Origin of the sequence: Janthinobacterium sp. FT14W, assembly GCF_009208755.1 — a bacterium.
GTDB lineage: Bacteria > Pseudomonadota > Gammaproteobacteria > Burkholderiales > Burkholderiaceae_D > Janthinobacterium > Janthinobacterium violaceinigrum.
The window spans coordinates 30018-52591 of the sequence record NZ_WFLL01000003.1 but is presented as its reverse complement, the minus strand read 5'-3'; the positions used below and the strand labels follow the sequence as shown (position 1 = coordinate 52591).

19 protein-coding genes are annotated in these 22574 nt (G+C 62.9%); 8 read left to right on the top strand and 11 right to left on the bottom strand.

Going from position 1 to position 22574, the window contains the following annotated elements; genetic code table 11:
- Nucleotides 1-239: 239 nt before the first annotated feature.
- Both GCN74_RS03825 and GCN74_RS03820 read right to left on the bottom strand, forming a co-directional pair.
- On the bottom strand, nt 240-1067 hold the full coding sequence (locus GCN74_RS03825; protein WP_193316954.1) for a class I SAM-dependent methyltransferase: 828 nt from the start codon (nt 1065-1067) through the stop codon (nt 240-242).
- An 87-nt stretch (nt 1068-1154) separates the two neighbouring features.
- Nucleotides 1155-1814, bottom strand: a complete 660-nt coding sequence (locus tag GCN74_RS03820; RefSeq protein ID WP_152255411.1) for a pyridoxamine 5'-phosphate oxidase family protein — start codon at nt 1812-1814, stop codon at nt 1155-1157.
- 108 nt (nt 1815-1922) lie between these two features.
- Here GCN74_RS03820 and GCN74_RS03815 point away from each other — a divergent pair, with 108 nt between their 5' ends.
- Nucleotides 1923-3407 carry a PLP-dependent aminotransferase family protein gene (locus tag GCN74_RS03815; protein WP_152255410.1) on the top strand — a complete coding sequence of 495 codons (1485 nt, stop codon included), beginning with the start codon at nt 1923-1925 and terminating at the stop codon, nt 3405-3407.
- A 10-nt stretch (nt 3408-3417) separates the two neighbouring features.
- Here GCN74_RS03815 and GCN74_RS03810 read toward each other — a convergent pair whose 3' ends face one another.
- The 8 genes from GCN74_RS03810 to GCN74_RS03775 form a co-directional block, all read right to left on the bottom strand.
- On the bottom strand, nt 3418-4197 hold the full coding sequence (locus GCN74_RS03810) for a spermidine synthase (RefSeq protein ID WP_152255409.1): 780 nt from the start codon (nt 4195-4197) through the stop codon (nt 3418-3420).
- A 59-nt stretch (nt 4198-4256) separates the two neighbouring features.
- On the bottom strand, nt 4257-4781 hold the full coding sequence (locus GCN74_RS03805) for an FxDxF family PEP-CTERM protein (protein WP_152255408.1): 525 nt from the start codon (nt 4779-4781) through the stop codon (nt 4257-4259).
- A 239-nt stretch (nt 4782-5020) separates the two neighbouring features.
- A complete protein-coding gene (locus GCN74_RS03800) occupies nt 5021-6337 on the bottom strand; it encodes a sensor histidine kinase (protein WP_226938852.1) in 1317 nt (438 codons plus the stop codon).
- Between the two features lie 14 nt (nt 6338-6351).
- Nucleotides 6352-7704 (bottom strand): sigma-54-dependent transcriptional regulator, encoded by a 1353-nt coding sequence (locus GCN74_RS03795; protein ID WP_152255406.1) that lies wholly within the window; start codon nt 7702-7704, stop codon nt 6352-6354.
- Nucleotides 7705-7732: 28 nt separating this feature from the next.
- A complete protein-coding gene (locus GCN74_RS03790; protein WP_152255405.1) occupies nt 7733-8971 on the bottom strand; it encodes an ABC transporter permease in 1239 nt (412 codons plus the stop codon).
- A gap of 28 nt (nt 8972-8999) precedes the next feature.
- Nucleotides 9000-10322, bottom strand: a complete 1323-nt coding sequence (locus GCN74_RS03785; protein WP_152255404.1) for an ABC transporter permease — start codon at nt 10320-10322, stop codon at nt 9000-9002.
- A gap of 8 nt (nt 10323-10330) precedes the next feature.
- Nucleotides 10331-11044, bottom strand: coding sequence for an ABC transporter ATP-binding protein (locus GCN74_RS03780; RefSeq protein WP_099665745.1), 714 nt, complete (start codon nt 11042-11044; stop codon nt 10331-10333).
- Nucleotides 11045-11068: 24 nt separating this feature from the next.
- The gene (locus GCN74_RS03775) at nt 11069-12334 is read right to left on the bottom strand and encodes an efflux RND transporter periplasmic adaptor subunit (protein WP_152255403.1); all 1266 of its coding nucleotides are present in this window, start codon (nt 12332-12334) and stop codon (nt 11069-11071) included.
- 247 nt (nt 12335-12581) lie between these two features.
- Here GCN74_RS03775 and GCN74_RS03770 point away from each other — a divergent pair, with 247 nt between their 5' ends.
- Entirely contained in the window at nt 12582-14165 is a 1584-nt protein-coding gene (locus tag GCN74_RS03770; protein WP_152255522.1) for a MutS-related protein, read from the top strand.
- Nucleotides 14166-14174: 9 nt separating this feature from the next.
- On the opposite strand, the gene GCN74_RS03765 is transcribed toward GCN74_RS03770, so the two are convergent.
- Complete coding sequence (locus GCN74_RS03765) at nt 14175-16100, bottom strand: phosphoethanolamine transferase (protein ID WP_193316953.1); 1926 nt, start codon at nt 16098-16100, stop codon at nt 14175-14177.
- A 432-nt stretch (nt 16101-16532) separates the two neighbouring features.
- Here GCN74_RS03765 and rpsL point away from each other — a divergent pair, with 432 nt between their 5' ends.
- From rpsL to GCN74_RS03735, 6 genes are all read left to right on the top strand, one after another.
- Nucleotides 16533-16916, top strand: coding sequence for a 30S ribosomal protein S12 (gene rpsL, locus GCN74_RS03760; protein ID WP_010394376.1), 384 nt, complete (start codon nt 16533-16535; stop codon nt 16914-16916).
- A 152-nt stretch (nt 16917-17068) separates the two neighbouring features.
- Nucleotides 17069-17539: a 30S ribosomal protein S7 gene (rpsG, locus tag GCN74_RS03755; protein ID WP_010394377.1), complete on the top strand. Its 471-nt coding sequence runs from the start codon at nt 17069-17071 to the stop codon at nt 17537-17539.
- A 108-nt stretch (nt 17540-17647) separates the two neighbouring features.
- A complete protein-coding gene (fusA, locus tag GCN74_RS03750) occupies nt 17648-19753 on the top strand; it encodes an elongation factor G (RefSeq protein ID WP_131378985.1) in 2106 nt (701 codons plus the stop codon).
- 72 nt (nt 19754-19825) lie between these two features.
- Nucleotides 19826-21016 carry an elongation factor Tu gene (gene tuf / locus GCN74_RS03745; protein ID WP_152255402.1) on the top strand — a complete coding sequence of 397 codons (1191 nt, stop codon included), beginning with the start codon at nt 19826-19828 and terminating at the stop codon, nt 21014-21016.
- Nucleotides 21017-21196: 180 nt separating this feature from the next.
- The gene (rpsJ, locus tag GCN74_RS03740) at nt 21197-21514 is read left to right on the top strand and encodes a 30S ribosomal protein S10 (protein ID WP_010394389.1); all 318 of its coding nucleotides are present in this window, start codon (nt 21197-21199) and stop codon (nt 21512-21514) included.
- A 206-nt stretch (nt 21515-21720) separates the two neighbouring features.
- The gene (locus GCN74_RS03735) at nt 21721-22566 is read left to right on the top strand and encodes a DUF817 domain-containing protein (protein WP_152255401.1); all 846 of its coding nucleotides are present in this window, start codon (nt 21721-21723) and stop codon (nt 22564-22566) included.
- Nucleotides 22567-22574: the final 8 nt, after the last annotated feature.

Here is a 22574-nt window from a genome sequence, read left to right as displayed (position 1 = left end):
ATGTAAAAAAAGCCGTCTTTCTCTTCGGTGCCGCCTGTGGCCTCGCTGGTGTCTTGAACACTGCGTACGCGCAACCGACATTCCGTGAGTGCTCGAAGGCGTTGATTGAGTGCACCGAGGACGCGAATGCAAACCAGTGCACATTCGTATCGCGCTATTGCGCGGTGTATGGCATGTATATCTAGGACAGCGTTTGAAGCAGCAACGGCGGCGCGCCAGGACGGCGCGCCGCCATTTTTTTACGGCTTGACGAACTTCAGGGTCATGCGGTCGCTCTCGCCGATGGCCGTGTATTTGGCCCGTTCCACGTCCTTGTTGGCGTAGGTGGGCGGCAGTGCCCAGACGCCGCCCTCATGGTCCGCCGTGTCCTTGGGATTGGCGTTGATTTCCGACTTGGCCGCCAGTTTGAAACCGGCGTTCTCGGCCAGCTTGATCACATACGCCTCGTGCATGTAGCCGCTGCTGGCCGTGGCATCCTGCGTCTTGCTGGCCGGCAGGCGGTGTTCGACGACGCCGAACACGCCGCCCGGTTTCAGGCTGTCATACACTTCCTTGAACAGGGTTTTCATGCCCTCGTCGCCGATCGGTATCCAGTTGTGGATATTGCGGAAGGTGAGCACCATGTCGGCCGTGCCCTTGGGGGCGATGCGGTAGGTGGTGGGCGGCGCGAAGGCGCCGATTTCCACCTTGCCGAAAGCGCCAGGGTTGGCGTCGAGTTTTTGCTGGAAGCGCGCCGCGCCGCGGCGTGCGCCTTCGCTGGCGGACTGCGGGTCGTTGCCGGCGGCGATCAGCTTGCCGTTGTCGCGCAGGTAGGGCGCCAGGATCTCCGTGTACCAGCCGCCGCCGGGCGCCAGTTCCACCACCGTCATGTTCGGCTTGATGCCGAAGAACGTCAGCGTTTCATACGGGTGGCGGGCGCTGTCGCGCAGCGCGTTGGCCGGCGTGCGCGCACTGCCGGCGATGGCCGCCTTCAGGGCCGCGTCGCCCGCATCGGCGGCCAGTGCCGCGCCGCTGCCGCCACAGGCCAGCATGACCGTCAGGGCCGCAGCCAGGGATACTCGCTTCATCATCATATGCTCCATGCGTGATTGGATCGGTTGGTAAATGGTGGCGATCGCCATCAACGCCGATCATCGGGCAAGCACGCTGGCCGGTCAAGCGGATTCCGTGCCCCAGGCGGCGGCATACGGGGGCAATTCGCAGGTGTTGAGCGCATCGGCAATGGCCGCGCCACGGCCGTGCGTGAAGGGCAGTTCGCCCGTCCAGACGGCATGCGCCATGTCGCCCGCATCGTCGAGCGGCCCGCCCGTGCGCTGCTTGACGGCGCATTCGTCGAGCGCGATGCGCAGCACGGTGGTGGCCGCGTATTCCTTGGCGCTGCCGCCGCGCACCTGTGCCAGGCGGCCCGGCGCCAGCTTCTCCATCAGCGCGTCCATGGCCGCATGCTGCTGGCCGATGTCGCTGACTTTCTCGAACCGCCCGTAGACCATCGCCGAGCGGTAGTTCATGGTGTGATTGAAGGCGGAGCGCGCCAGCACCAGGCCGTCGAGATGGCTGACCGTCACGCACGCGTCGCCGTCGAGCAGGAGCTGCTTGAGCATGCGGCTGCCGTTCGAACCATGGATGTACAGGTGGCCACCGATGCGCCAGCAGGCGGTCGGGATGCAATGGCTGCCCTTGTCGTCGCGGAAGGCGATATGGCACAGGTAGGCGGCATCGAGGATGGCGTGCAGGGCGGTCTGCTCATAGCTGGCCAGTTCGGCGACGCGGCGCACGCGGGTGCGGAGGCTGGGGGGCAGGGCGGTAGCGGTCATGGTGGAAGTCCCGTTGGTTGAAGAAGCAGGCCGCACTATAATCGGCATCTGGCCCTGAAAAAAGATCCAGAACCGACAAATAATTTAGAGCCACAATGAAGGGGGCGCATGGACTTCGCTTTGCTGCTGAACGCGTTCGAGCGCACGCACCGCGGGCGGGGCTGGTCGCGCCAGCGCCTGCTGCATGAATGCCTGCGCGCGGCGATCCGCGGCGGCCAGCTGGCGCCGGGCACGCGTCTGGCCGCCACGCGCGTGCTGGCGGCCGAACTGGGACTGGCGCGCAATACCGTGCTGTACGCCTATGAGCAGCTGGCCAGCGAGGGGTTTGTCTTGCCGGACCGGCGCGGTACCGTGGTCGCCGGCAGCGCCGGCATGCCTGCGGCTGCGCCTGCGGCCGGGGGCAACGGTGGCTTGTCGCGCCGCGCGCGGCATTTGCGCGGCGTGGCGGGACAGGACGTGAATGCCTCGGTGGTGTTTCCCGCCGACGCGATGGGCGCGTTTGCCCCCGGCGTGCCGGCGCTCGATGAATTCCCGCTGGCGCAGTGGCGGCGCATGCTGGACCGCGCGTGGCGCGCGCTGACGCCGCGCCAGCTCAATTACGGCGATCCTGCCGGCGAGCCGCAGTTGCGCATGGCCATTGCCGACCATTTGCGCGCCGCGCGCGGCGTCGTGTGCGATGCGGGCCAGGTGTTCATCACGGACGGCACGCAGAGCAGCCTCGATGTGTGCCTGCGCGCCTTTGCCGACCAGGGCGATACCTTGTGGATCGAGCACCCCGGCTATGGCGGCGCGCTGGCGGCAGGCCGCGGCGCCGGCCTGCAGGTGACGGGCATTGCCGTCGACATGGATGGCATCGCGCCCACGGAAGCTGACTGGCACGCGGCGCCGCCGCGCCTGATCTACACGACACCGTCGCACCAGTACCCGACGGGCAGCGTGCTCAGTCCCGCGCGCCGCATGGCGCTGCTGGAGCGCGCCCGTGCCGCTGGCGCCCTGATCATCGAGGACGATTACGACAGCGAGTTTCGCCATGGCGGTCCGCCCCTGGCGGCCATGCAGGGACTGGTGGCGGATGCGCCCGTCGTGTACCTGGGCACGTTCAGCAAGACTATGTTTCCCGCCTTGCGCCTGGCCTTTATCGTCGTACCGGCCCCGCTGGCCGGGGCCTTCGCGCAGATGCAGGCGCAGGGCGCCGCCCGGGGGAGGGTGGCGGAACAGCTGGCGCTGGCCGAGTTCCTGTGCAGCGGCCTGTTTGCGCGCCATGTGCGGCGCATGCGCCGCCTGTACCGCCAGCGCCGCGATGCCTTGAGCGAGGCGCTGCAGCGCCATGCGTGCGCGGGCGCGACCATCCATGGCGGCACGGCCGGCATGCACCTGGCGCTGCGTTTTCACGATGCGGCGTGGGATGACCTGGTCCTGAGCCGCCGCGCTGCGCAGGATGGCATCGTGGCGCTGGCGCTGTCCGCGCATGGCACGGGCGACAGGGTGGACGAAGGCGCAGGCTGGAACGGTTTCCTGCTCGGCTATGCGCAGGTGCCGGCCGAGAACATGGATGGCCTGGCGCGCCGTTTGGGCGCGCTGCTGCCGGCGTGAGCCTGGTGCCTTACTGCTGGTCCAGCATCCACTGCTTCAAGCCGTTGACCCAGTTCTTGGCAGGCAGGTTGAACTGCTTCTTGATGGCGGCGGCGCGTTCGTACAAGTCGCTGAAGTCGAGCGATGGCGATTTTTTGAAGGCCAGCACGACGATGTTTTCATCTTCCATTTCCGGCACCCAGACGACGGCGTCGAAGACCAGTTCCATCGCCTGCAAATTCTTGTCGTAGTTGGGGAAGTCGCCGAAGACATTCGTGCACATGATGCCGTCGTCCGTCAGGCAGTCGAAGCAGGCCTGGTAGAACTCGGGCGTGTCGAGTACGGGACCGCGCGCCTCTTCGTCGTACAGGTCCACTTGCAGCGCGTCGACGGTGCCATGGTTGGCAGGGTCGAGCACGAAGTCGAGTGCATTCATTTCGCGCACGTCGAGGCGCGCGTCGTTCGGCGGCAGCGCGAACTGGGCGCCGCAGATGGCGATCACGTTCGGATTGAGTTCAATGGCCGTGACCGCGGCGTCGGGAAAGCGGCGGTAGCTGAATTTGGTCAGCGCGGCGCTGCCCAGGCCCAGTTGCACGATGCGTCTGGGCTGCGTCTTGAAGAGCATCCACATCATCATCATCTGCACGTATTCGAGCTCGATGGCGTCGGGTTTGTCCAGGCGCATGGCGCCCTGCACCCACTTGGTCCCCAGGTGCAGGTAGCGGATGCCGCGGTGCTCGGTGGTGGTGGCAGGAGGATGGCCCGGGTGGCTGAAAGCGGGATGGCTGGTGGAGGTAAAGTCGGTCGTCATGGCGGCAGTTTAGCAGCCGGACGCAAAAAAGACGCCGCAGCGTCTTTTGGGAGGGGAGCTCAAGATTGCTTGCGGCGTCGCGCCAGGAAGCCCAGTACGCCGAGGCCGGCCAGCAGCATGCCATACGTTTCCGGTTCGGGGACCGGGGCCAGGTTCAGGTTGAAGGTGCCGCCATAGCTGCCGCCATTGCTGTTGCCCATGACGGTGAGGACCAAGGGGCCGTTGAATAGCAGGCTGGTTTGCGCCAGCACCTCGCCTTGGGCATAGCCGAAGACGGTGGGACCGCCAAAGCCAGTCAGGGCGATGCCGTTCAGGTTGGCGCCGCTGAAGTTGATGGACGAGGCATCGCTGCCTGTGACCGACAGGTTGGCCAGGAAGGCTTGCGCGGTCGAACCGAACGTGGCATCGGGAGTGAAGGTGAAGGTATCGGTAAACGCGCCGAGCGGGCTGGGCGTGGCGTTGAAGCCGCCTGTCCACAGGTTGCCCGTGGTGTTGCTCAGGTCGACGTTATACGCTGTCGCCTGTGCTGCACCGATGGAAGCTGCGCTCAGGAGCGCTACTGCGATGAGTGATTTCAGTTTCATATTTATCCCCGCGAAAAAACGATTGATGTTTCAAAAAAACCGTACCGCTCAGATAAATTATCGCCAAGACATTTCATTGTCAATGAGCTATTTTTATATCATTATGCAAACTTAAATAGCTTATTTCTAACATACGGGCATGGCGCTCGCAGTGTTGCAATATTTAAAACTCTAATTGTCAATATAATATTGAAAAATAATCGCACAGACCGTGCTTTGAAAAATCGTTACGGCGGTAACTAGTTTCTATCCGGCAAAGGAAGAATCAATGTCACCGCCAGGCCGCCGCCCTCGCGATTGGCCAGGGTGATGCGCCCGCCATGGGCTTCGGCGATTTCGCGCGCCAGCGCCAGGCCGAGGCCCGTGCCGCTGCGCTTGGTGGAATAAAACGGCACCAGCGCGTTTTCCAGCACGGCACCGCTCATGCCCGGCCCGCGGTCGCGCACCTCGATGCGCAGCTGCCCTTGCGCCTGGCTGACCTGCAGGCCGATATGCGCTTCCCGCGAGCCCGATTCCAGCGCATTCTTGAGCAGGTTGAGCAGCGCCTGCTGCATCTGCGCCGCGTCGAACATGGCGGCCTGCGCGGGCGGCGTACCGTCGAGCGTGAAGGCCGCTTGCGAGGCCAGGCTGTCGAGAAACGGTTGCCATTCGCATGGCGCCAGGCGTGGCGCGGGCAGCTTGGCAAAGCGCGCATAGCCGAGGATGAAGGTTTCCAGGTGGCGCGTGCGCTCCTCGATCGTGGCGAGGATTTGCGGCAGGCGTTCGGTCTGGCCGCGGCGCACCAGTTCGGCGCCCGAATGGGCCAGCGAGGCCAGTGGCGCCAGCGAGTTGTTGAGCTCATGGCTGATGACGCGAATGACTTTTTTCCAGGTCTGCACTTCCTGGCGCCGCAGTTCCAGGGTCAGCTGGCGTAGCAGCAGCAGTTCATGCTTGCGCCCGTTCAAGCTGAAGCTGCGCCGCGCCAGGTGATACACCTCTTCCTGTTCCCCTTCGCCGCTGGTAAACAGGCCGTCGTTGCGGCGCGCCAGCGCCTCGGCCAGGGCCGGCGCCGCTCCGCGCACGATGTCCGCCAGGTGGCGCCCTTCGAGCCGGCGGCCGTGATGCAGCAGCTGGCGCGCGGCCAGGTTGGCGTAGACGATGGCGCTGCCCTCGGCCACCAGCAGCATGGCCACCGGCGTGTTTTGCACCATGGTGTCGAGCAGCAGTTCGCGCTGCACCAGGTCCAGGCGCTGCTTGCGCAGCACGTCGCCCAGCGCATTGTGGGCCGCCACCAGGTCGGCCAGTTCATCGTTCTGCTGCCAGCGCAAGCTGAAGCCGAAGTCGCCGTCCTGGTAGCTGGCGACCGTGCCGCCCAGGGCGCGGAACAGCGACAGCATGGCTTGCAGCTGCGCGCGGATGGTAATGATGGCCACCGGCAGCACGCACAGCAGGGTGCCGGCCAGCACCAGCAGCGGCTGGCCTGGCAAAAAATGCGCGAGCAGCAGGGCGATGACGATGCCCAGCACCAGCAAGGTGACGATCAGCGCCGTCCAGCGCGTGAGCAGGGAGAGGCGCATGGGATGGTAGGCCATCAGCCGCGCGCGATGCCCAGGCGTTCCATGCGCCGGTACAGCGCCTGGCGCGACAGTCCCAGTTCCTGCGCCGCCTGCGCCACCACGCCTTGCGCGCGCGCCAGGGCGGCGGTGACGCTGTCGCGGTCCGGCTCCATCGCGGCGCCATCCTGCGGCGCGCGCGGCGATGGCACGCCTGCCAGCGGCAAGCCCGTCTCCTGCGCGCGGATCACGGGACCTGCCGTCAGCAGGCTGGCGCGCTGCATGACGTTTTTCAGTTCGCGCACATTGCCCGGCCAGCCGTGGGCCAGCAGGGTCGTTTGCGCCTGCGCATCGAGCGTTTTTTCGCCGCCCAGGAAATGCCGCGCCAGTACCAGGATGTCGAGCGGGCGCTGGGCCAGCGGCGGCAGGCGCAGTTCGATCACGTTCAGGCGGTAAAACAGGTCTTCGCGAAACGTGCCGGCCTTGATCATCGCCGGCAGGTCGGCGTTGCTGGCGCTGATGACGCGCACTTTCACCTGCCGCTCGCGGTTCGAGCCGAGGCGCTCGAAGCGTCCCGTTTCCAGCACGCGCAGCAGCTTCATTTGCCCGGCCAGCGGCAGGTTGCCTATCTCGTCGAGAAACAGGGTGCCGCCGTCGGCCGCATCGAACTTGCCGTCGCGCGCGCGGGTGATGCCCGTGTACGCGCCGGCCTCGGCGCCGAACAGTTCCGCCTCGATCAGGTCCACCGGCACGGCGCCGCAATTGAGCACCACGAAAGGACCGCTGGCGACCTGGGAATTGGCTTGCACGATGGCGGCGATGCGTTCCTTGCCGCTGCCGTTCGGCCCCGAAATGAGCACGGGCACGTCGGCGCGCGCCACCTGGCACGCCAGGTGCACCACGCGTTCGGTGGCCGGGTCTTGCCACACCATGCCGCGCAGGTCGAAGTCGTGTTCCAGAGCATGGCGCTGGCGCTGCTCGGCCACCACGCGCTGGCGCAGCGCGCGGCTGGCCTGCCCCAGCTCCAGCAGGTTTTGCACGCTGGCGATCAGGCGCCGGTCGTCCCATGGCTTGGCCAGGTAGTCGGCCGCGCCGGACTTGATCAGGTCGACGGCCGCGTCGAGCTGCGTCCAGGCCGTCAGCAGGACCACGGGCAGGTCCGGGTAGCGCGCGCGGATGGCGTGGAACAGCGCGCTGCCTTCCTCGCCCGAGGTGGTGTCGGCCGTGAAGTTCATGTCCTGCACCACCAGGTCGATGGCGTGGCGCTCGAGCAGCTGCAGGCCCTCTTCGGGCGAGGCGGCGCGCAGCGCATCGATCTCGTGCAGCGAAAACAGCACGTCGAGCGCGATGGCCACGGCGGCATTGTCGTCAATAATCAGTACGGTAGGCATGCGTGCAGCATATCACTCAGGTGTCGGCTCAGGTGCTGCGGGTGGCGGTGGCCGGCGAAATACTGGCCGCGCGCCACGCCGGGCCGTACACCGCGCCCACGCCCAGCAGCCAGAATACCAGCGCGCCGGCCAGCAGGTAGCCGGGCGGCAGGCGCGCCATTTCCAGCTGGCTTACCAGCAGCTGATTCAGGCCCAGGGCGAGCAGCACGCCGGCCGCCACGCCGACGCTGGTGATCATGAAATTCTCCGTCAGGAAGTAGCGCAGGATGTCGATGCGGCGCGCACCAAGCGCGCGCCGCACGCCGATCTGCTTGCGCCGCTGCGAGACCCACAGGCTGGCGATGCCGACGATGCCGCTGGCCGTCACCAGCAGCAGCAGGGTGCTGACGGCGATGAGCATCCAGGACAAGCCCTGGTCGGCCAGATAACGTGCTTTGCGGTGCTGCTCCAGGGTATCCGTGCGCACCAGCAGGCGCTCGGTGCTGGACGTGCGGATGGCCTGTTCCGCCTCCTGCATCAGGCGGTTGCGCTGGCCTGGTTCTGCCCGCACGGCAAATAGCAGCGCATCGCGCCCGCCCGTCAGGCGCGCCGGCAGGATGATCGAATATTCGCCTTGGGCGCTGACCTGGCCGACCTGCGTCTGCAACCGTTCCACCACGCCGATCACGCGCATCTCGTCATCGTTGTCGCCGGTGCCATTGAACAGGGGTCTGCCGACAAAACTGGTTTCGCCTGGCCAGATCTTTTGCGCCGCGGCGCGCGTCACGATCACCACCTTGGGGAAGGTTTCATCGACGTCTTCATTGATTTCCGGGACCTCGTCGGGATGGAAATCGCGGCCTTCCACCAGCTTCAGGCCATACGTCCTGACCAGCGAATCGGGCGTGACGTACATCGAGGTGCCGGCGCTGGCCTCGGCCTGTCCGCGTTTGGCCGCGACGTTGGTGCTGCTGCCGGAACGCGACAGCACTGCCTGCGTGGTTTGCGCCACGGAGGCCACGCCCGGCAGGGCGCGCAGGATCGCGGCCTGGCGCTTCTGCTCGGCTATCTGGCGCTGCGGGCTGCCTTTGTCCATGTTCTGGACTTTGACATAGAAGATGTCGTTTTCGGCCGCCACGCCGGTGGGACGGGCGGCGATGGCCTGGCGCAGGTTGACGATGTACAAGGCGTTGGCCAGGATGGCGAGGCTGATGGCGACTTGCACGGCGACGAGCACGGCGCCGGTCTTGCTGCGCATCAGCGCCGACAGGATGGGGCGGATTTCCATGTGGGGCCTCATTGTGAAAAGGTGGGGGTCATTGGGATTTGAGCTGCATGGCCGGCGTGACCTGGCAGGCGCGCCAGGTGGGCAGCAGCCCTGCGAGCAAGGCCGCCAGTACGGAGACGGCAAACGTCAGCAGCAGCATCGGGACATCCAGGTGCGCCACGGTGCCCAGCTCTTTCGACTGCGAACTCACTACGGCCAGGGCGGCAAAGGCCAGTAGCAGGCCCAGTACGCCGCCGGCCAGGCCGATGACGCCTGTCTCGATCAGGAACTGGCGGAAGATGTCGCGCTGCGTGGCGCCCAGTGCGCGGCGGATGCCAACTTCCGCCGCCCGCACGGAGAACTTGGCCAGCAGCAGGCCGATGGTATTGACCAGGCAGAGCAGCAGGAAGCCGAAGGCCAGCCAGGCGGCCAGCTTGTTGTCGTTGTCGACCACGTTCAGGAAATCGAGCCACTGCCTGACGTCGTACAGCATGTTGGGCGCATGGCGCGGCATGCGGCCCAGCTTGCGCTGTTCGGCCGCATAGCTGTCGAGATAAGCCTGCAGGTCGCTGCGTTCGCCGGCGCTGGCCATTTCGAACCAGAATTGCAGCCAGGTGCAGTCCGACGCCAGGATGCCCTGGTAACCGGGGCTGCGCTCGACGCCGCTGCAGGCCATGCCGCCGTCATGCCCCGTTTCGTGGCGGATGGCGCTGGCAAACGGAATGAAGAATTCATCTTCCGTGCCGAAGGCGCCCTTGCTGCCGATGATGCGGTGCACGCGCGGCACGGGGTCCCACCGAGCGAGCACGCCGCTGACCAGATAGGGGCGTCCCAGCACCGTCACGCGCTGGCCCACGGGATTGACTGTGCCCAGCAGCTTTTCCGCCAGGGCGCGGCTCAGGACGATGACGTCGGCGCCGCTGTCGTCGTCGGCCTCGCTCCATGGCTGGCCATACAGGAAGGGCACTTCAAACATGGCGAAGAAATCGCGCGTGGGGGCCAGGCCCTGTGCCCGGAAGGCGCCGAGGTCCCGGCGCGCCGGTTCCACGGGGCCGGCCACGCCGTACATGACGCTGCGGCGGATGCCTATCTTGCTGGCCATGAAGTTCTTCGCATCGGTATAGGCGAGCTGCGCCTGGCCGAAGCTGGGCTTGGTGCCCGGCGTATAGCCTTTCAAGGGAACCACGTCGATCATCGGCACGAACAGGCGGTCGCTCTTGTGCGGCAAGGGGTCGCCCGACATGGCGTGCAGGATGGTCACGGTGGCCACGCTGGCGGCCACGCCGACGGCCAGGGTCAGTACCATCAATGCCGTCAGGGCGGGATTGCGGCGCAGGTTGCGCAGGCCCAGCTTGAAATAGTAGTGGAACATGGCGGCTCCTAGGCGGTCGCGTGCTGTGGCCTGGCCGACAGCGTGGCGCCATGCTGCACCAGGTCCGACACCTGGCCGTCGATGATGTGCACGTTGCGTTGCGAACGCAGCGCCAGTTCGGGATCGTGCGTCACCATCAGGATGGTCGTGCCTTGCGCGTTGATGTCCTCCAGCAGTTCCATCACGCCGCGCGCCATCTGCGTATCCAGGTTGCCCGTCGGTTCGTCGGCCAGCAGCAGTTTCGGCGAGCCGGCCAGTGCGCGCGCGATCGCCACGCGCTGTTGCTGTCCGCCCGACAGCTCGGCCGGATAATGCTTCATGCGCGAGGCCAGTCCCACCTTGGCCAGCGCATCCTCGATGCGTTCGCGGCGCTCGGCGCTGTTGAAGCCCCGGTAGCGCAGCGGCACGTCGACATTGTCGAACAGCGACAGGTCGGGGATCAGGTTGAAACCCTGGAAGATGAAGCCCAGTTTTTCATTGCGCAGGCGCGAGCGGGCATTGTCGTCCATGCCCTTGACGTTGACGCCGTCGAGGATGTATTCGCCATCGGTGAATTCCTCGAGCAGGCCGGCGATGTTCAGGAAGCTCGTCTTGCCGGAGCCGGACGGTCCCGTGACGGTGACGAATTCGCCCTGGCGGACGTGGATCTCGAAGCCGCGCAGCGCGTGCGTCTCGATCATGTGGGTGCGGTAGATCTTGCTCAGGTTTTGCATGCGCAGCATGGGAAGCCTCCTTGTTGACTGAAATTAATTGAGTGCGACGCGGGTCGCGTTCGCGAAATTTTCCGTGCCGGCGACCACCACCTTGTCGCCCAGTTTCAGGCCGCCGAGAATCTCGACGGCAGCGATGCTGGTGGCGCCCAGCTTGATGGGCGTGCGGACGGCCACGCCATCGCGCACCACGTAGGCAAAGCGTCCGCCTTCGGCTTCGACGAAGGACCCGCGCGCCAGCATCAGCACATTGGGCCGCTCGTCGATCAGCAGGCGTGCCGAGACGCGCTGGTTCTGGCGCAGGCCGGCCGGCTGCTCGCCGTTGAAGCGCACGCGCGCCAGCACCTGGTTCTTGACCACCTCGGGCGACAGCGCCGACAGCTTGCCGGAGGCGCGGATGGCGCCCGTCTCGATCTCGGCGCTCATGCCCAGGCCGATGTCGGCCACATACGTTTCCGGTACTTCCAGCTCCACTTCCAGCTGCGACAGGTCGACCAGGGTCATCAGGGCCGTGTTGGCCTGCACCACGCTGCGGTTGGCCACCGACAGCGTGCCGATGAAGCCATTGACGGGCGCGCGCACGGTCAGCTCGTCGACCCTGCGCTGGGCGTTGTCGCGGCTCAGGCGCTGGCGTTCCAGTTCGTTGACCCGGGTCTTCAGCGCCAGGCTCACGTCCTCGCCTTCCAGGCCCGCCGCCTGCGAAGCGTGCCTGCTGCGGATCTCGGCGGAATTCAAGGCGTCCTTGGCCTTCTGGTAATCGATCTTGGCGATGATGCCCACCTGCGCCACGTTTTCATAGCGCTCCAGCGTGCGCTGCGCGGACAGGCGCTCGATTTCCGCCGTGTCCGCTTCGCGCCGGGCCAGCAGTTTCTGTTTCTTGGCCAGGATCTGCTGGCGCGCCACTTCCGCTTCCAGCTGCTGCACGCTCGACTGCTCGCGTTTCAGCGCGTCCGACAGGTCGGGCGATTCCAGCACGGCCAGGATGTCGCCCTTCCTGACGGTGTCGCCGGCCTTCGCTTTCAGCGTCACGGTGGCCACCGTGGTCGAATACAGCGTGGGGCTGATGGCGGCCACCACGCGTCCGTTCACGGCGGCGTCGCGGATCAGGGTGCCGCGCGTGACGTCGGCGATGCGCAGGCGGTCGGCATTGACGGAATGCTCGCTGTTGCGCCAGCCTGCAACGGCAGCGATGGCGGCGCCGATGACGACGGCGGCGCCGGCCAGCAGCAGGGCGCGTTTCTTGTGGCGCTGGCCCGGCGGGGCGGACAGTACGGCGTCTTGGGAGGAGGTATCGCGGATCATGGTCGGGTCTCGTGAAGGATGCCTTTTCCAATGCATGATCCGTGCCAGTTGTTAAGCCGTTGATTTGGCTGGGAAAAAATTCCGGCGTCCGGCTGTCCGCCGTGTCCGTGCTGTCCACGCGCTGTCCGCGTGCGGCGCACCGTCGCGGCGTTTGTGCATGGATCTTGATATTCTGGCAATCGACCTGAACTGCTGCCCATGCAGTGATGGCGCGCGGCGCCATGCTGGCCCCCTTCCTTGGAGCATGATGTCGCCTTCGCCCTCCCTTTTTGCCCGCCTGCGCCCCTGGCTGCGTCAGTTTGCCAGCCTGCCCGAACCGGCGGAACTCGACTATCCATTTGCCGCCAGCGACATCGCCATGTTGCAAAGGATCGAGGGCGGTTTGCCCCAGCTCGACGACCAGACGTGGGATGAAATGCTGCTGGACGCCTACCATGCGCAACTTGCCACGCAGGCCAGCATTCTCGGCCAGCAGCGATTGCATCAGCGCCTGGCCAGCGGTACGGCGGATGCCGCCTCGCGCGCGCGCATCGCTGCGCTGCTGGCCGCGCCGGCCCAGCAGGCGTCGCTCGAGCAAGCCATGCTGCCGCTGCGCATGGCCGACATGGAAGTGGCGGCGCTGCTGTGCGGCGCAGCGCCGCCGGTAGCACCGTGGTGGAGCCGCTGGCTGCTGCTGCCGACCCTGGCGCTGCTGGCGTCGCTGCTGGCCGCGTGGCTGTTTGCGCCGCTGGCATGGGCCGTCGCGGTACCCGTCTGGTTCTTGCTGATGGCGTTGCAGATGCGTTTTCACGACCGTTGCAAACCGTGGGAGCGCAGCGTCTTTACCTTGCAGCAGATACTGCTGGTGCACGGCCGACTGGGGGCGCTCGAGACGGCGTTCACGGCGGACCTGCGGGAAGGCGGGCGGGCTGCCGGCGTGATCAAGCGGCAGATCACGCCAGTGCGCTGGATCAAGATGATTCCCCTGCTGAGCGAATATGACGACTGGCTCATGCTGGGCAATATCCGGCGCTACTTTCACAGCCTGCGCGTGGTGCGGCGCGAGCGCGCCTTCTTGCGCCAGAGCTTCCTGCTGCTGGCCGACCTGGAAGCGGATCTGGCCCTGGCGCGCCACCTGCGCGGCCGCGCGCAGTTCTGCTGGGCGCAGGAAAGCGATGCGCGGCAGCTGTCGCTCGACGCCATGGTGCATCCGTTGCTGGAAAACGCCAAGCCGCTGTCGCTGCGGCTCGATGGCAGTGGCGCTTTTATTTCGGGGCAGAATGCGGTGGGAAAAAGTACCTTGCTGCGCGGCGTGGGGCTCAATCTGATCAGTGCGCGCGCCTTCGGCTTTTGCCATGCGCAGGCGGCCCGCGTGCCCATGCTGCCCCTGTATTCGAGCATGCAGAACGAGGACTCGCTCGATGGCGGCGAAAGTCTATATATTGCCGAATTGCGGCGCGCGCGCGAATTGCTGGCGCTGGCCGAGGAAGGCGCGCCGGCGCTGTTCCTGATCGACGAGATTTTCCGCGGCACGAACCACCTCGAATCGGTGGCCGCGGCCGCGGCCGTGCTGCACAGCCTGGCGGCGCAGCACCTGGTGATCGTCTCGTCGCACAACCTGGTGCTGGGGCCGCTGCTGGAAGACTGCCTGGCGCCGTGGTGCGTGCGCCGCGATGACAAGGGCGCGCTGCAGCTGGCGTCCGGCGTGCTGCAGGCCACGAATGGCATCGCCCTGCTGGCGCAGCGCGGCTTTGACGCCCGCATTGCGGACAAGGCGGGGCGCGTCTTCGACTGGCTCAGCACGCACATGGCGCAACCGGCCGATTGCGGCGGCGTGCTGGAACGGGTCTGATGGCCGCCCTTACTTGTCCTGCTGCTCCGGCGTGCTCTTGTCGATCACTTCGCGGCAATCGCCGCGGATGATGGCGTTGTCGTAGTTGGTCCAGCCGTAGCTGTCGACGTAGCGCTTGTGCTGCTTGAAGCGGGGGCTGGCGATGCTCCACTCGGGCTGTTCGCCGGCAAAGCGGATGTCGCCCAGGTCGAGCAGGGTGTGGAACATGTTTTCCGTCGACAGGCGCGCCTTCTGGTGGCGCTGCAGCTGCGCCACCTTGTCCGGATAGTGCTGCTGGAACTGCGGCGAATACCAGACGAAGGCGGGCACGTGGAATTCGAACTGCGTGTTATGCCCGTGGAAGGCCAGGCGGCACGTGCCGTCGTACAGGGTCTGGCCATGGTCGGCCACGTAGACGAGCGAGCTGCGCAGGGCAGTGCGCTGGCCATCGTCCTTCAGCATGCCGATCACGTTCGACAGGAACCAGTCCGTGTACAGGATGGAGCTGTCGTAGCTGTTGTTCAGCTGGGGCTTGATGGCCGTGTCCGTGTAGACGGGCTTGTCGACGCCGAACAGCGACGGCTGCCATTTGTCGAAGGACTTTGGATAGCGCTGGCTGTAGTTCCAGTGGCTGCCCAGGGTGTGCAGCACGATGAGTTTTTTCGGCGCTGGATCGGCCAGCGCATTCTTGAACGGATCGAACAGGATCTGGTCGAAGTTCGAATTGTTGGTAAAGCCGCCCAGGTTCAGGAATTGCACCACGTCCGCTTCCTTGGCAAACACGGAGACGGGCGTATCGAACTGGCCGAACGAGATCTGGTTCGACAGCCAGTAGGTCTTGAAGCCGGCCTCCTTGTAGGCGGTGAGGAAGGATTTTTCCGAGAAGCCATCCTTCAGGCTTTGCGTGGCCGGCTTGCGCGAGATGATGACGGGCACGGACAGGCGCGTGGCGGAGACGGCCGTGATGACGTCGGCCAGCGGCACCAGATTGCTTTCCTGTTTCAGCAGGGGATTGGTGTCGCGTTCGTAGCCATTCAGGCTCCAGCGGTCGTAGCGCGACGATTCGCCGATCACCATGACCACCACTTCCGGATGGGGATCGGGATTTTGCTGGTGCGCGCCGAAACGGAAGCTGCTGCTTTTCTGTCCCAGTTCGGCCAGGTATTTGCGCTCCTTGTAGAAATCGAAGCCGCGCGCGGCCAGGCCGAAGGGCCAGGAATTGCTGACGGTGTCGAAGGCGTAGGGCAGGCGCGCCCAGTGGGGCAGGCTGGGCCAGCCCAGTCCCGTTTCATCGGCACCGGCGACGCTGGCGTTTTCCGGCTTGCTGCTTTCGTCGTCTTCCTCGGCCGCCTCGTCGTCGGCCGAGCTGGCGTCGCCGAAGCCGGAGGCGCCCGCCTTGCCGCCCGCCGACGCCTTGCCGGCCTTGGCGGACGCGGCGGCGCTATGCAGGACCTTGGCCTCGAAACCGAATTCGTAGCCATACCACCAGAAACCGCCCAGCAGGATCAGCAGCACGAAGGCCGCCGGGCGCGTCTTGCCGCGCCAGTCGAGCGCGCGGGTGCGCGCGGCCGCCAGCCAGCTGGCAGCGCACCAGGCGATCACGCCCAGCATGACGGCGCCCATCAGCCACACTTTTTGCCCGAGGAATTCCATCGCTTCCTTGGGACTGGTTTCGAAGATGATGCCCAGGTGGTGCGTGGAAATGCCCTGACCATAGAAGATGAACAGATAGATTTCCGTCGGCAGGGCGAGGAAGGCGGGCACCAGCAGCCAGTGGAAGTACGCGGGGCGCTTGAAGATGCTCCAGACGGCCAGCCAGGCCAACAGCTCGAACGTGAGCATCTGCCAGGGATGCTCGAGGGGACGTCCCAGCAGCGCGGGGATGAAGGGCACGGCCGTCAGCAAGGCATAGGTCAGGAGCAGGAACAGATTGGCGGGGCGAAGCAAGGGGTGCATAAAGGGGGCGGGAACGCAGCGAAAAATGTCCGCTATTATCAATCCTTTTGTTGTGTTGCGGTCATACAAGAGTGCGTCCGTGCGATGCTTTGCCGCAGAGAAAGAATGTCAAATCATTAATAGCCGTGCGGTGCCAACGTGCGCGCCCGGGCGTCAAAGATTAGTCAAAATGCCACAAACAAGCCGCTTTTTTGCCTTTTTTTATAGCAAAAAGCGGTAAACTGATTGACCCCCTGTAACACAAGGTCTAAACTAGCGAGTTCTCGATTTTATTCTGCTCATCGTTTACGTATTGCTTGGCATTTCATGGCCGCTCCTTATCGAGTGGCTGCGGGCGCCTCCGGTGCGCAGTAGATGAAAGCGGGACGAGGTTTTAGTCGCCGGGCATCTTGCCCGGGTTATTAATCGTAGTTTTTTGTTGGATTTATAACGATGCCAACCATCAATCAATTGATTCGCAATCCACGCGTCGCTTTGACCGTGAAGAGCAAATCGCCGGCGCTGGAAAACAGCCCGCAAAAACGTGGCGTCTGCACACGTGTTTACACCACGACTCCAAAGAAGCCTAACTCGGCTCTGCGTAAAGTCGCTAAAGTTCGTCTGACCAATGGTTTCGAAGTGATTTCGTACATTGGCGGTGAAGGCCATAACCTGCAAGAGCATAGTGTTGTGCTGCTGCGCGGCGGTCGCGTTAAGGATTTGCCGGGTGTGCGTTACCACATGGTTCGCGGTGCCCTGGATACCCAAGGCGTTAAAGACCGTAAGCAATCGCGTTCGAAGTACGGCACCAAGCGCGCTAAAGCAGGCAAGAAGTAATAAGTTGTACGCAGCAAACCCAAGTTTCGCTCAGTGGCAACTAGCTAAGTGAATGTAGTCGACCGCATCTGGTCGAGTAAGTGGAAGACTATGATGGTCGTCCGCGAGTGTGCGAAGAACGCGCGCTCAACTGAAGATTGAAAGGAATTGATATGCCACGTCGTCGTGAAGTACCCAAGCGCGAAATTTTGCCAGATCCAAAATTCGGCAACACTGATGTCGCTAAATTTGTAAACGTGCTGATGCTGTCCGGTAAGAAATCGGTTGCAGAAAACATCATCTACGGTGCTTTCGAGCACATCGCAGCAAAATCGGGCAAAGATCCGCTCGAAGTTTTTGCTACCGCAATCAACAACGCCAAGCCGTTGGTTGAGGTGAAATCCCGTCGCGTCGGTGGTGCAAACTACCAGGTGCCGGTCGAAGTTCGCCCAGTCCGTCGTATGGCTCTGTCCATGCGTTGGTTGCGTGAAGCTGCTAACAAGCGCAGCGAAAAGTCGATGCCACAACGCCTCGGCGGTGAGCTGATGGAAGCGGCTGAAAGCCGCGGCGGCGCGATGAAAAAACGCGACGAAGTCCATCGTATGGCTGAAGCGAACAAAGCGTTCTCGCATTTCCGCTTCTAATATAAAGCCAGCTACCGCAAGGCGGCTGTCAAGCATCTGTTGTTCGAGGCCGGGCTCATTTTTGCAAAAAAATGCTGCTCGGTTTTGTCCATTCATTTAGGATTAATTATGGCCCGCAAGACCCCCATTGAGCGCTATCGTAATATCGGTATCTCCGCTCACATCGATGCAGGTAAGACGACCACGACCGAGCGCGTCCTGTTCTACACAGGCGTGAACCACAAGCTGGGCGAAGTCCATGATGGCGCTGCCACCACCGACTGGATGGCACAAGAGCAAGAGCGCGGTATCACGATTACCTCGGCTGCTGTTACGTGCTTCTGGAAAGGCATGGCTAACAACTTCCCAGCTCACCACATCAACATCATCGACACCCCAGGCCACGTTGACTTCACCATTGAAGTGGAACGTTCGATGCGCGTGTTGGATGGCGCCTGCATGGTTTACTGTGCAGTCGGCGGCGTGCAGCCACAATCGGAAACGGTATGGCGTCAGGCTAACAAGTACAAAGTGCCACGTCTGGCCTTCGTGAACAAGATGGACCGTACCGGCGCCAACTTCTTCAAGGTCTACGATCAGATGCGTTCGCGTCTGAAAGCAAACCCAGTGCCTATTCAGATGCCTATCGGCGCTGAAGACGTCTTCACCGGTGTTATCGATCTGGTCAAGATGAAAGCCGTCATTTGGGACGACGCTTCGCAAGGCATGAAGTTTGAATACGAAGACATTCCTGCACACCTGGCCGCTGATGCTGCCAAGTGGCGCGAGAACATGGTCGAAGCCGCTGCTGAAGCGTCGGAAGACCTGATGAACAAGTACCTGGAAGAAGGCGACCTGTCGGAAGCCGAGATCAAGGCTGCTCTGCGTCAACGTACCATCGCCAGCGAAATCGTTCCAATGTTGTGCGGTACCGCCTTTAAAAACAAGGGCGTACAAGCAATGTTGGACGCGGTCATCGAGTACCTGCCATCGCCTATCGACATTCCGCCAGTACCTGGTCTGGATGAAGATGAGCAGCCTGTCGAGCGTAAAGCTGACGACAACGAGAAATTCTCGGCGCTGGCATTCAAGATCGCAACCGATCCGTTCGTGGGTCAGCTGTGCTTCATCCGTTGCTACTCGGGTACTCTGAATTCGGGCGACTCGGTGTTGAACTCCGTGAAGCAGAAGAAAGAGCGTATCGGCCGTATCGTGCAGATGCAAGCGAACGAACGCGAAGAGATCAAGGAAATGCGCGCTGGCGACATCGCCGCCGTTGTGGGTCTGAAAGACACCACCACTGGCGATACGCTTTGCGACGACAAGGCAAGCGTGGTTCTGGAGCGCATGGTCTTCCCTGAGCCAGTGATTTCCCAGGCAGTTGAGCCAAAAACCAAGGCCGACCAGGAAAAAATGGGCCTGGCGCTGAACCGTCTGGCAGCAGAAGATCCGTCGTTCCGCGTGCGTACCGATGAAGAATCGGGCCAGACCATCATCGCCGGTATGGGCGAGTTGCATCTGGACATCATCGTTGACCGCATGAAGCGCGAATTCAACGTTGAAGCGACCGTCGGCAAGCCACAAGTGGCTTACCGCGAAACGATCCGTAAAGTGTGCGAAGAGTCGGAAGGCAAATTCGTCAAGCAATCGGGTGGTCGTGGTCAATACGGTCACGTGGTTCTGAAGATCGAACCGCAAGAACCGGGCAAGGGCTTCGAATTCGTTGACGCGATCAAGGGCGGTACCGTTCCTCGCGAATACATCCCTGCAGTTGAAAAAGGTGTGCGCGACACGCTGACTTCGGGCGTGATGGCTGGTTACCCGGTCGTTGACGTTAAAGTCACGCTGTTCTTCGGTTCGTACCATGATGTTGACTCGAACGAAAATGCATTCCGCATGGCCGCTTCGATGGCATTCAAAGATGGCTGCCGCAAAGCATCGCCAGTCATCCTGGAGCCGATGATGGCCGTGGAAGTGGAAACGCCGGAAGATTACGCCGGTACCGTGATGGGCGATCTGTCGTCGCGTCGCGGCATGGTGCAAGGTATGGATGAAATTGCTGGCGGTGGCGGCAAGATCATCAAGGCCGAAGTACCTCTGTCGGAAATGTTCGGTTACGCCACATCGTTGCGTTCGTCGACCCAAGGTCGTGCGACTTACACGATGGAATTCAAGCACTATGCTGAAGCACCTAAGCATGTGACTGAAGCAATCGTAAGCTCGAAAGCTAAGTAATAGAAGTTCCGGGCCGGCTTTCACGAGAATGCCGGTCCCTACATTTAAATCATTGTTCTAAGGAAGAATAAAATGGCAAAAGGTAAATTCGAACGGACCAAGCCGCACGTCAACGTCGGCACCATCGGCCACGTCGACCACGGTAAAACCACGCTGACCGCTGCAATCGCAACGGTTCTGTCGAAGAAATTCGGCGGCGAAGCTAAAGCATACGACCAGATCGATGCAGCGCCAGAAGAAAAAGCGCGCGGTATCACGATTAACACCGCCCACGTCGAGTACGAAACGGAAACGCGTCACTACGCGCACGTTGACTGCCCAGGCCACGCCGATTACATCAAGAACATGATTACCGGTGCTGCGCAGATGGACGGCGCGATCCTGGTGTGCTCCGCAGCTGACGGCCCAATGCCACAGACCCGCGAACACATCCTGCTGGCCCGCCAAGTTGGCGTTCCATACATCATCGTGTTCCTGAACAAGTGCGACCTGGTCGACGACGCAGAGCTGCTGGAACTGGTTGAAATGGAAGTGCGCGAGCTGTTGTCGAAGTACGAATTCCCAGGCGACGACCTGCCAATCATCAAAGGTTCGGCACGTATGGCGCTGGAAGGCAAAGAAGGCGAAATGGGCGTTGACGCAGTGCTGCGTCTGGCCGATGCGCTGGATGCCTACATCCCAACGCCAGAGCGCGCTGTTGACGGTGCCTTCCTGATGCCAGTGGAAGACGTGTTCTCGATCTCGGGTCGCGGTACCGTGGTGACCGGTCGTATCGAGCGCGGCATCATCAAGGTCGGCGAAGAGATCGAAATCGTCGGTATCACCGATACCGTCAAAACGACTTGCACCGGCGTGGAAATGTTCCGCAAGCTGCTGGACCAGGGTCAAGCAGGCGACAACGTTGGTCTGCTGCTGCGCGGCACCAAGCGTGAAGACGTGCAACGTGGTCAAGTTCTGGCAAAACCAGGCTCGATCAAGCCGCACGCCCACTTCACCGGCGAGATCTATGTTCTGTCGAAAGACGAAGGCGGCCGTCATACGCCATTCTTCAACAACTATCGTCCACAGTTCTACTTCCGTACGACGGACGTAACCGGTTCGATCGAGTTGCCAGCAGACAAAGAAATGGTCATGCCAGGCGATAACGTGTCGATCACCGTCAAGCTGATCAACCCGATCGCGATGGAAGAAGGTCTGCGCTTCGCTATCCGCGAAGGCGGCCGTACCGTCGGCGCCGGCGTGGTTGCCAAAATCATCGCTTAATTACTAAGCGATTAGAAAAGAAGACGCGTCGTCGCCCGGCGCCCTTCTTTTTATTCAACTGCCGGGGTTGGCAAGCATTTTGGTGCTATCATGTCGACCCTGACGGTTGTTGCGTCAGAAATTCCCCGTATGACCTCATTGCCGTGCACACCGCGCGGTTCGTTCTTTTAAGGAAATATCATGTCGGCACCAAACCAAAAAATCCGTATCCGCCTGAAGGCTTTCGATTACAAACTGATCGACCAGTCCGCTCTGGAAATCGTTGAAACCGCGAAGCGCACCGGCGCTGTCGTCAAAGGCCCAGTACCACTGCCTACCCGTATTCAACGTTTCGATGTGCTGCGTTCCCCGCACGTCAACAAAACTTCGCGCGATCAGTTCGAGATCCGTACGCACCAACGCCTGATGGACATCGTTGACCCAACGGACAAAACCGTTGACGCGCTGATGAAGCTGGACCTGCCAGCTGGTGTTGATGTCGAAATCAAACTGCAATAAGAGTTTCCAGGGCAGTTGTCAGCGCCGTAGCATCAGGTGGTGACAGCTGTTCCGGGCTGGCGGGGCGTCCCGCTGCCTGATGATGGGGCCGGGCCTGCTCACGATCGTGAGTGCGCCCGGCCCCATTGCCATTGGCGCATGGCCGACACCGGCGTGCGCGTGCAAAACCGCTTTACAGTGCAGCAGCCCGCCGATAAAGTTGCTGCATGCTCAATGCCCTCGATACCCACCTGTTAAATGCGACTCCACGCCAGCGCTTGCGCGGCTGGCCCCGTTTCCTGACCGAATTCCTGTATTTCGGCATCAAGGAGGCGAGGTCGTGCCTGTTCGTGGGGCTGTTTTTTGCTGCCGTGTTCCTGGTGCCCCGCGCCGGCCTGTTCGGCCTGCCGCGCTATGACGTGCTGCTGCTGGTGGCGCTGGCGATCCAGGCCGCGATGGTCTGGAGCGGACTGGAAACGTGGGATGAGCTGAAAGCCATCTGCCTGTTTCATGCGGTGGGCTTCGCGCTGGAAGTGTTCAAGGTATCGGGGACGATCCAGTCGTGGAGCTATCCCGACTTCGCCTACAGCAAGGTGCTTGGCGTCCCCCTGTTTTCCGGCTTCATGTACGCGGCCGTCGGCAGCTACATCATCCAGACCTGGCGCCTGCTCGATATGCGGATACGCCACCATCCGCCGTACTGGATGGCGGTGCTGATCGCGCTGCTGATCTACGCCAACTTCTTCACCCACCACTACATCGGCGACTATCGCTGGTACCTGGCCGCCTGCGCGCTGGGCCTGTACGCGCGCACGACCGTGGTGTTCCGTCCGCTCGACCGCGACCGCAGCATGCCCTTGCTGCTCGGTTTCGTGCTGGTCGGCTTCTTTATCTGGCTGGCCGAAAACATCAGCACCTTCTGGGGCGTGTGGCGCTACCCGAACCAGCTTGGCGCCTGGTCGGCGGTGCATGTCAGCAAATGGAGCTCGTGGTCGCTGCTGGTGGTGATGACGTTCACCATCGTGGCCCACCTCAAGCACATCAAGGCCAGCATCCACGTCGCCCAGCCCTAGGCCGGGCT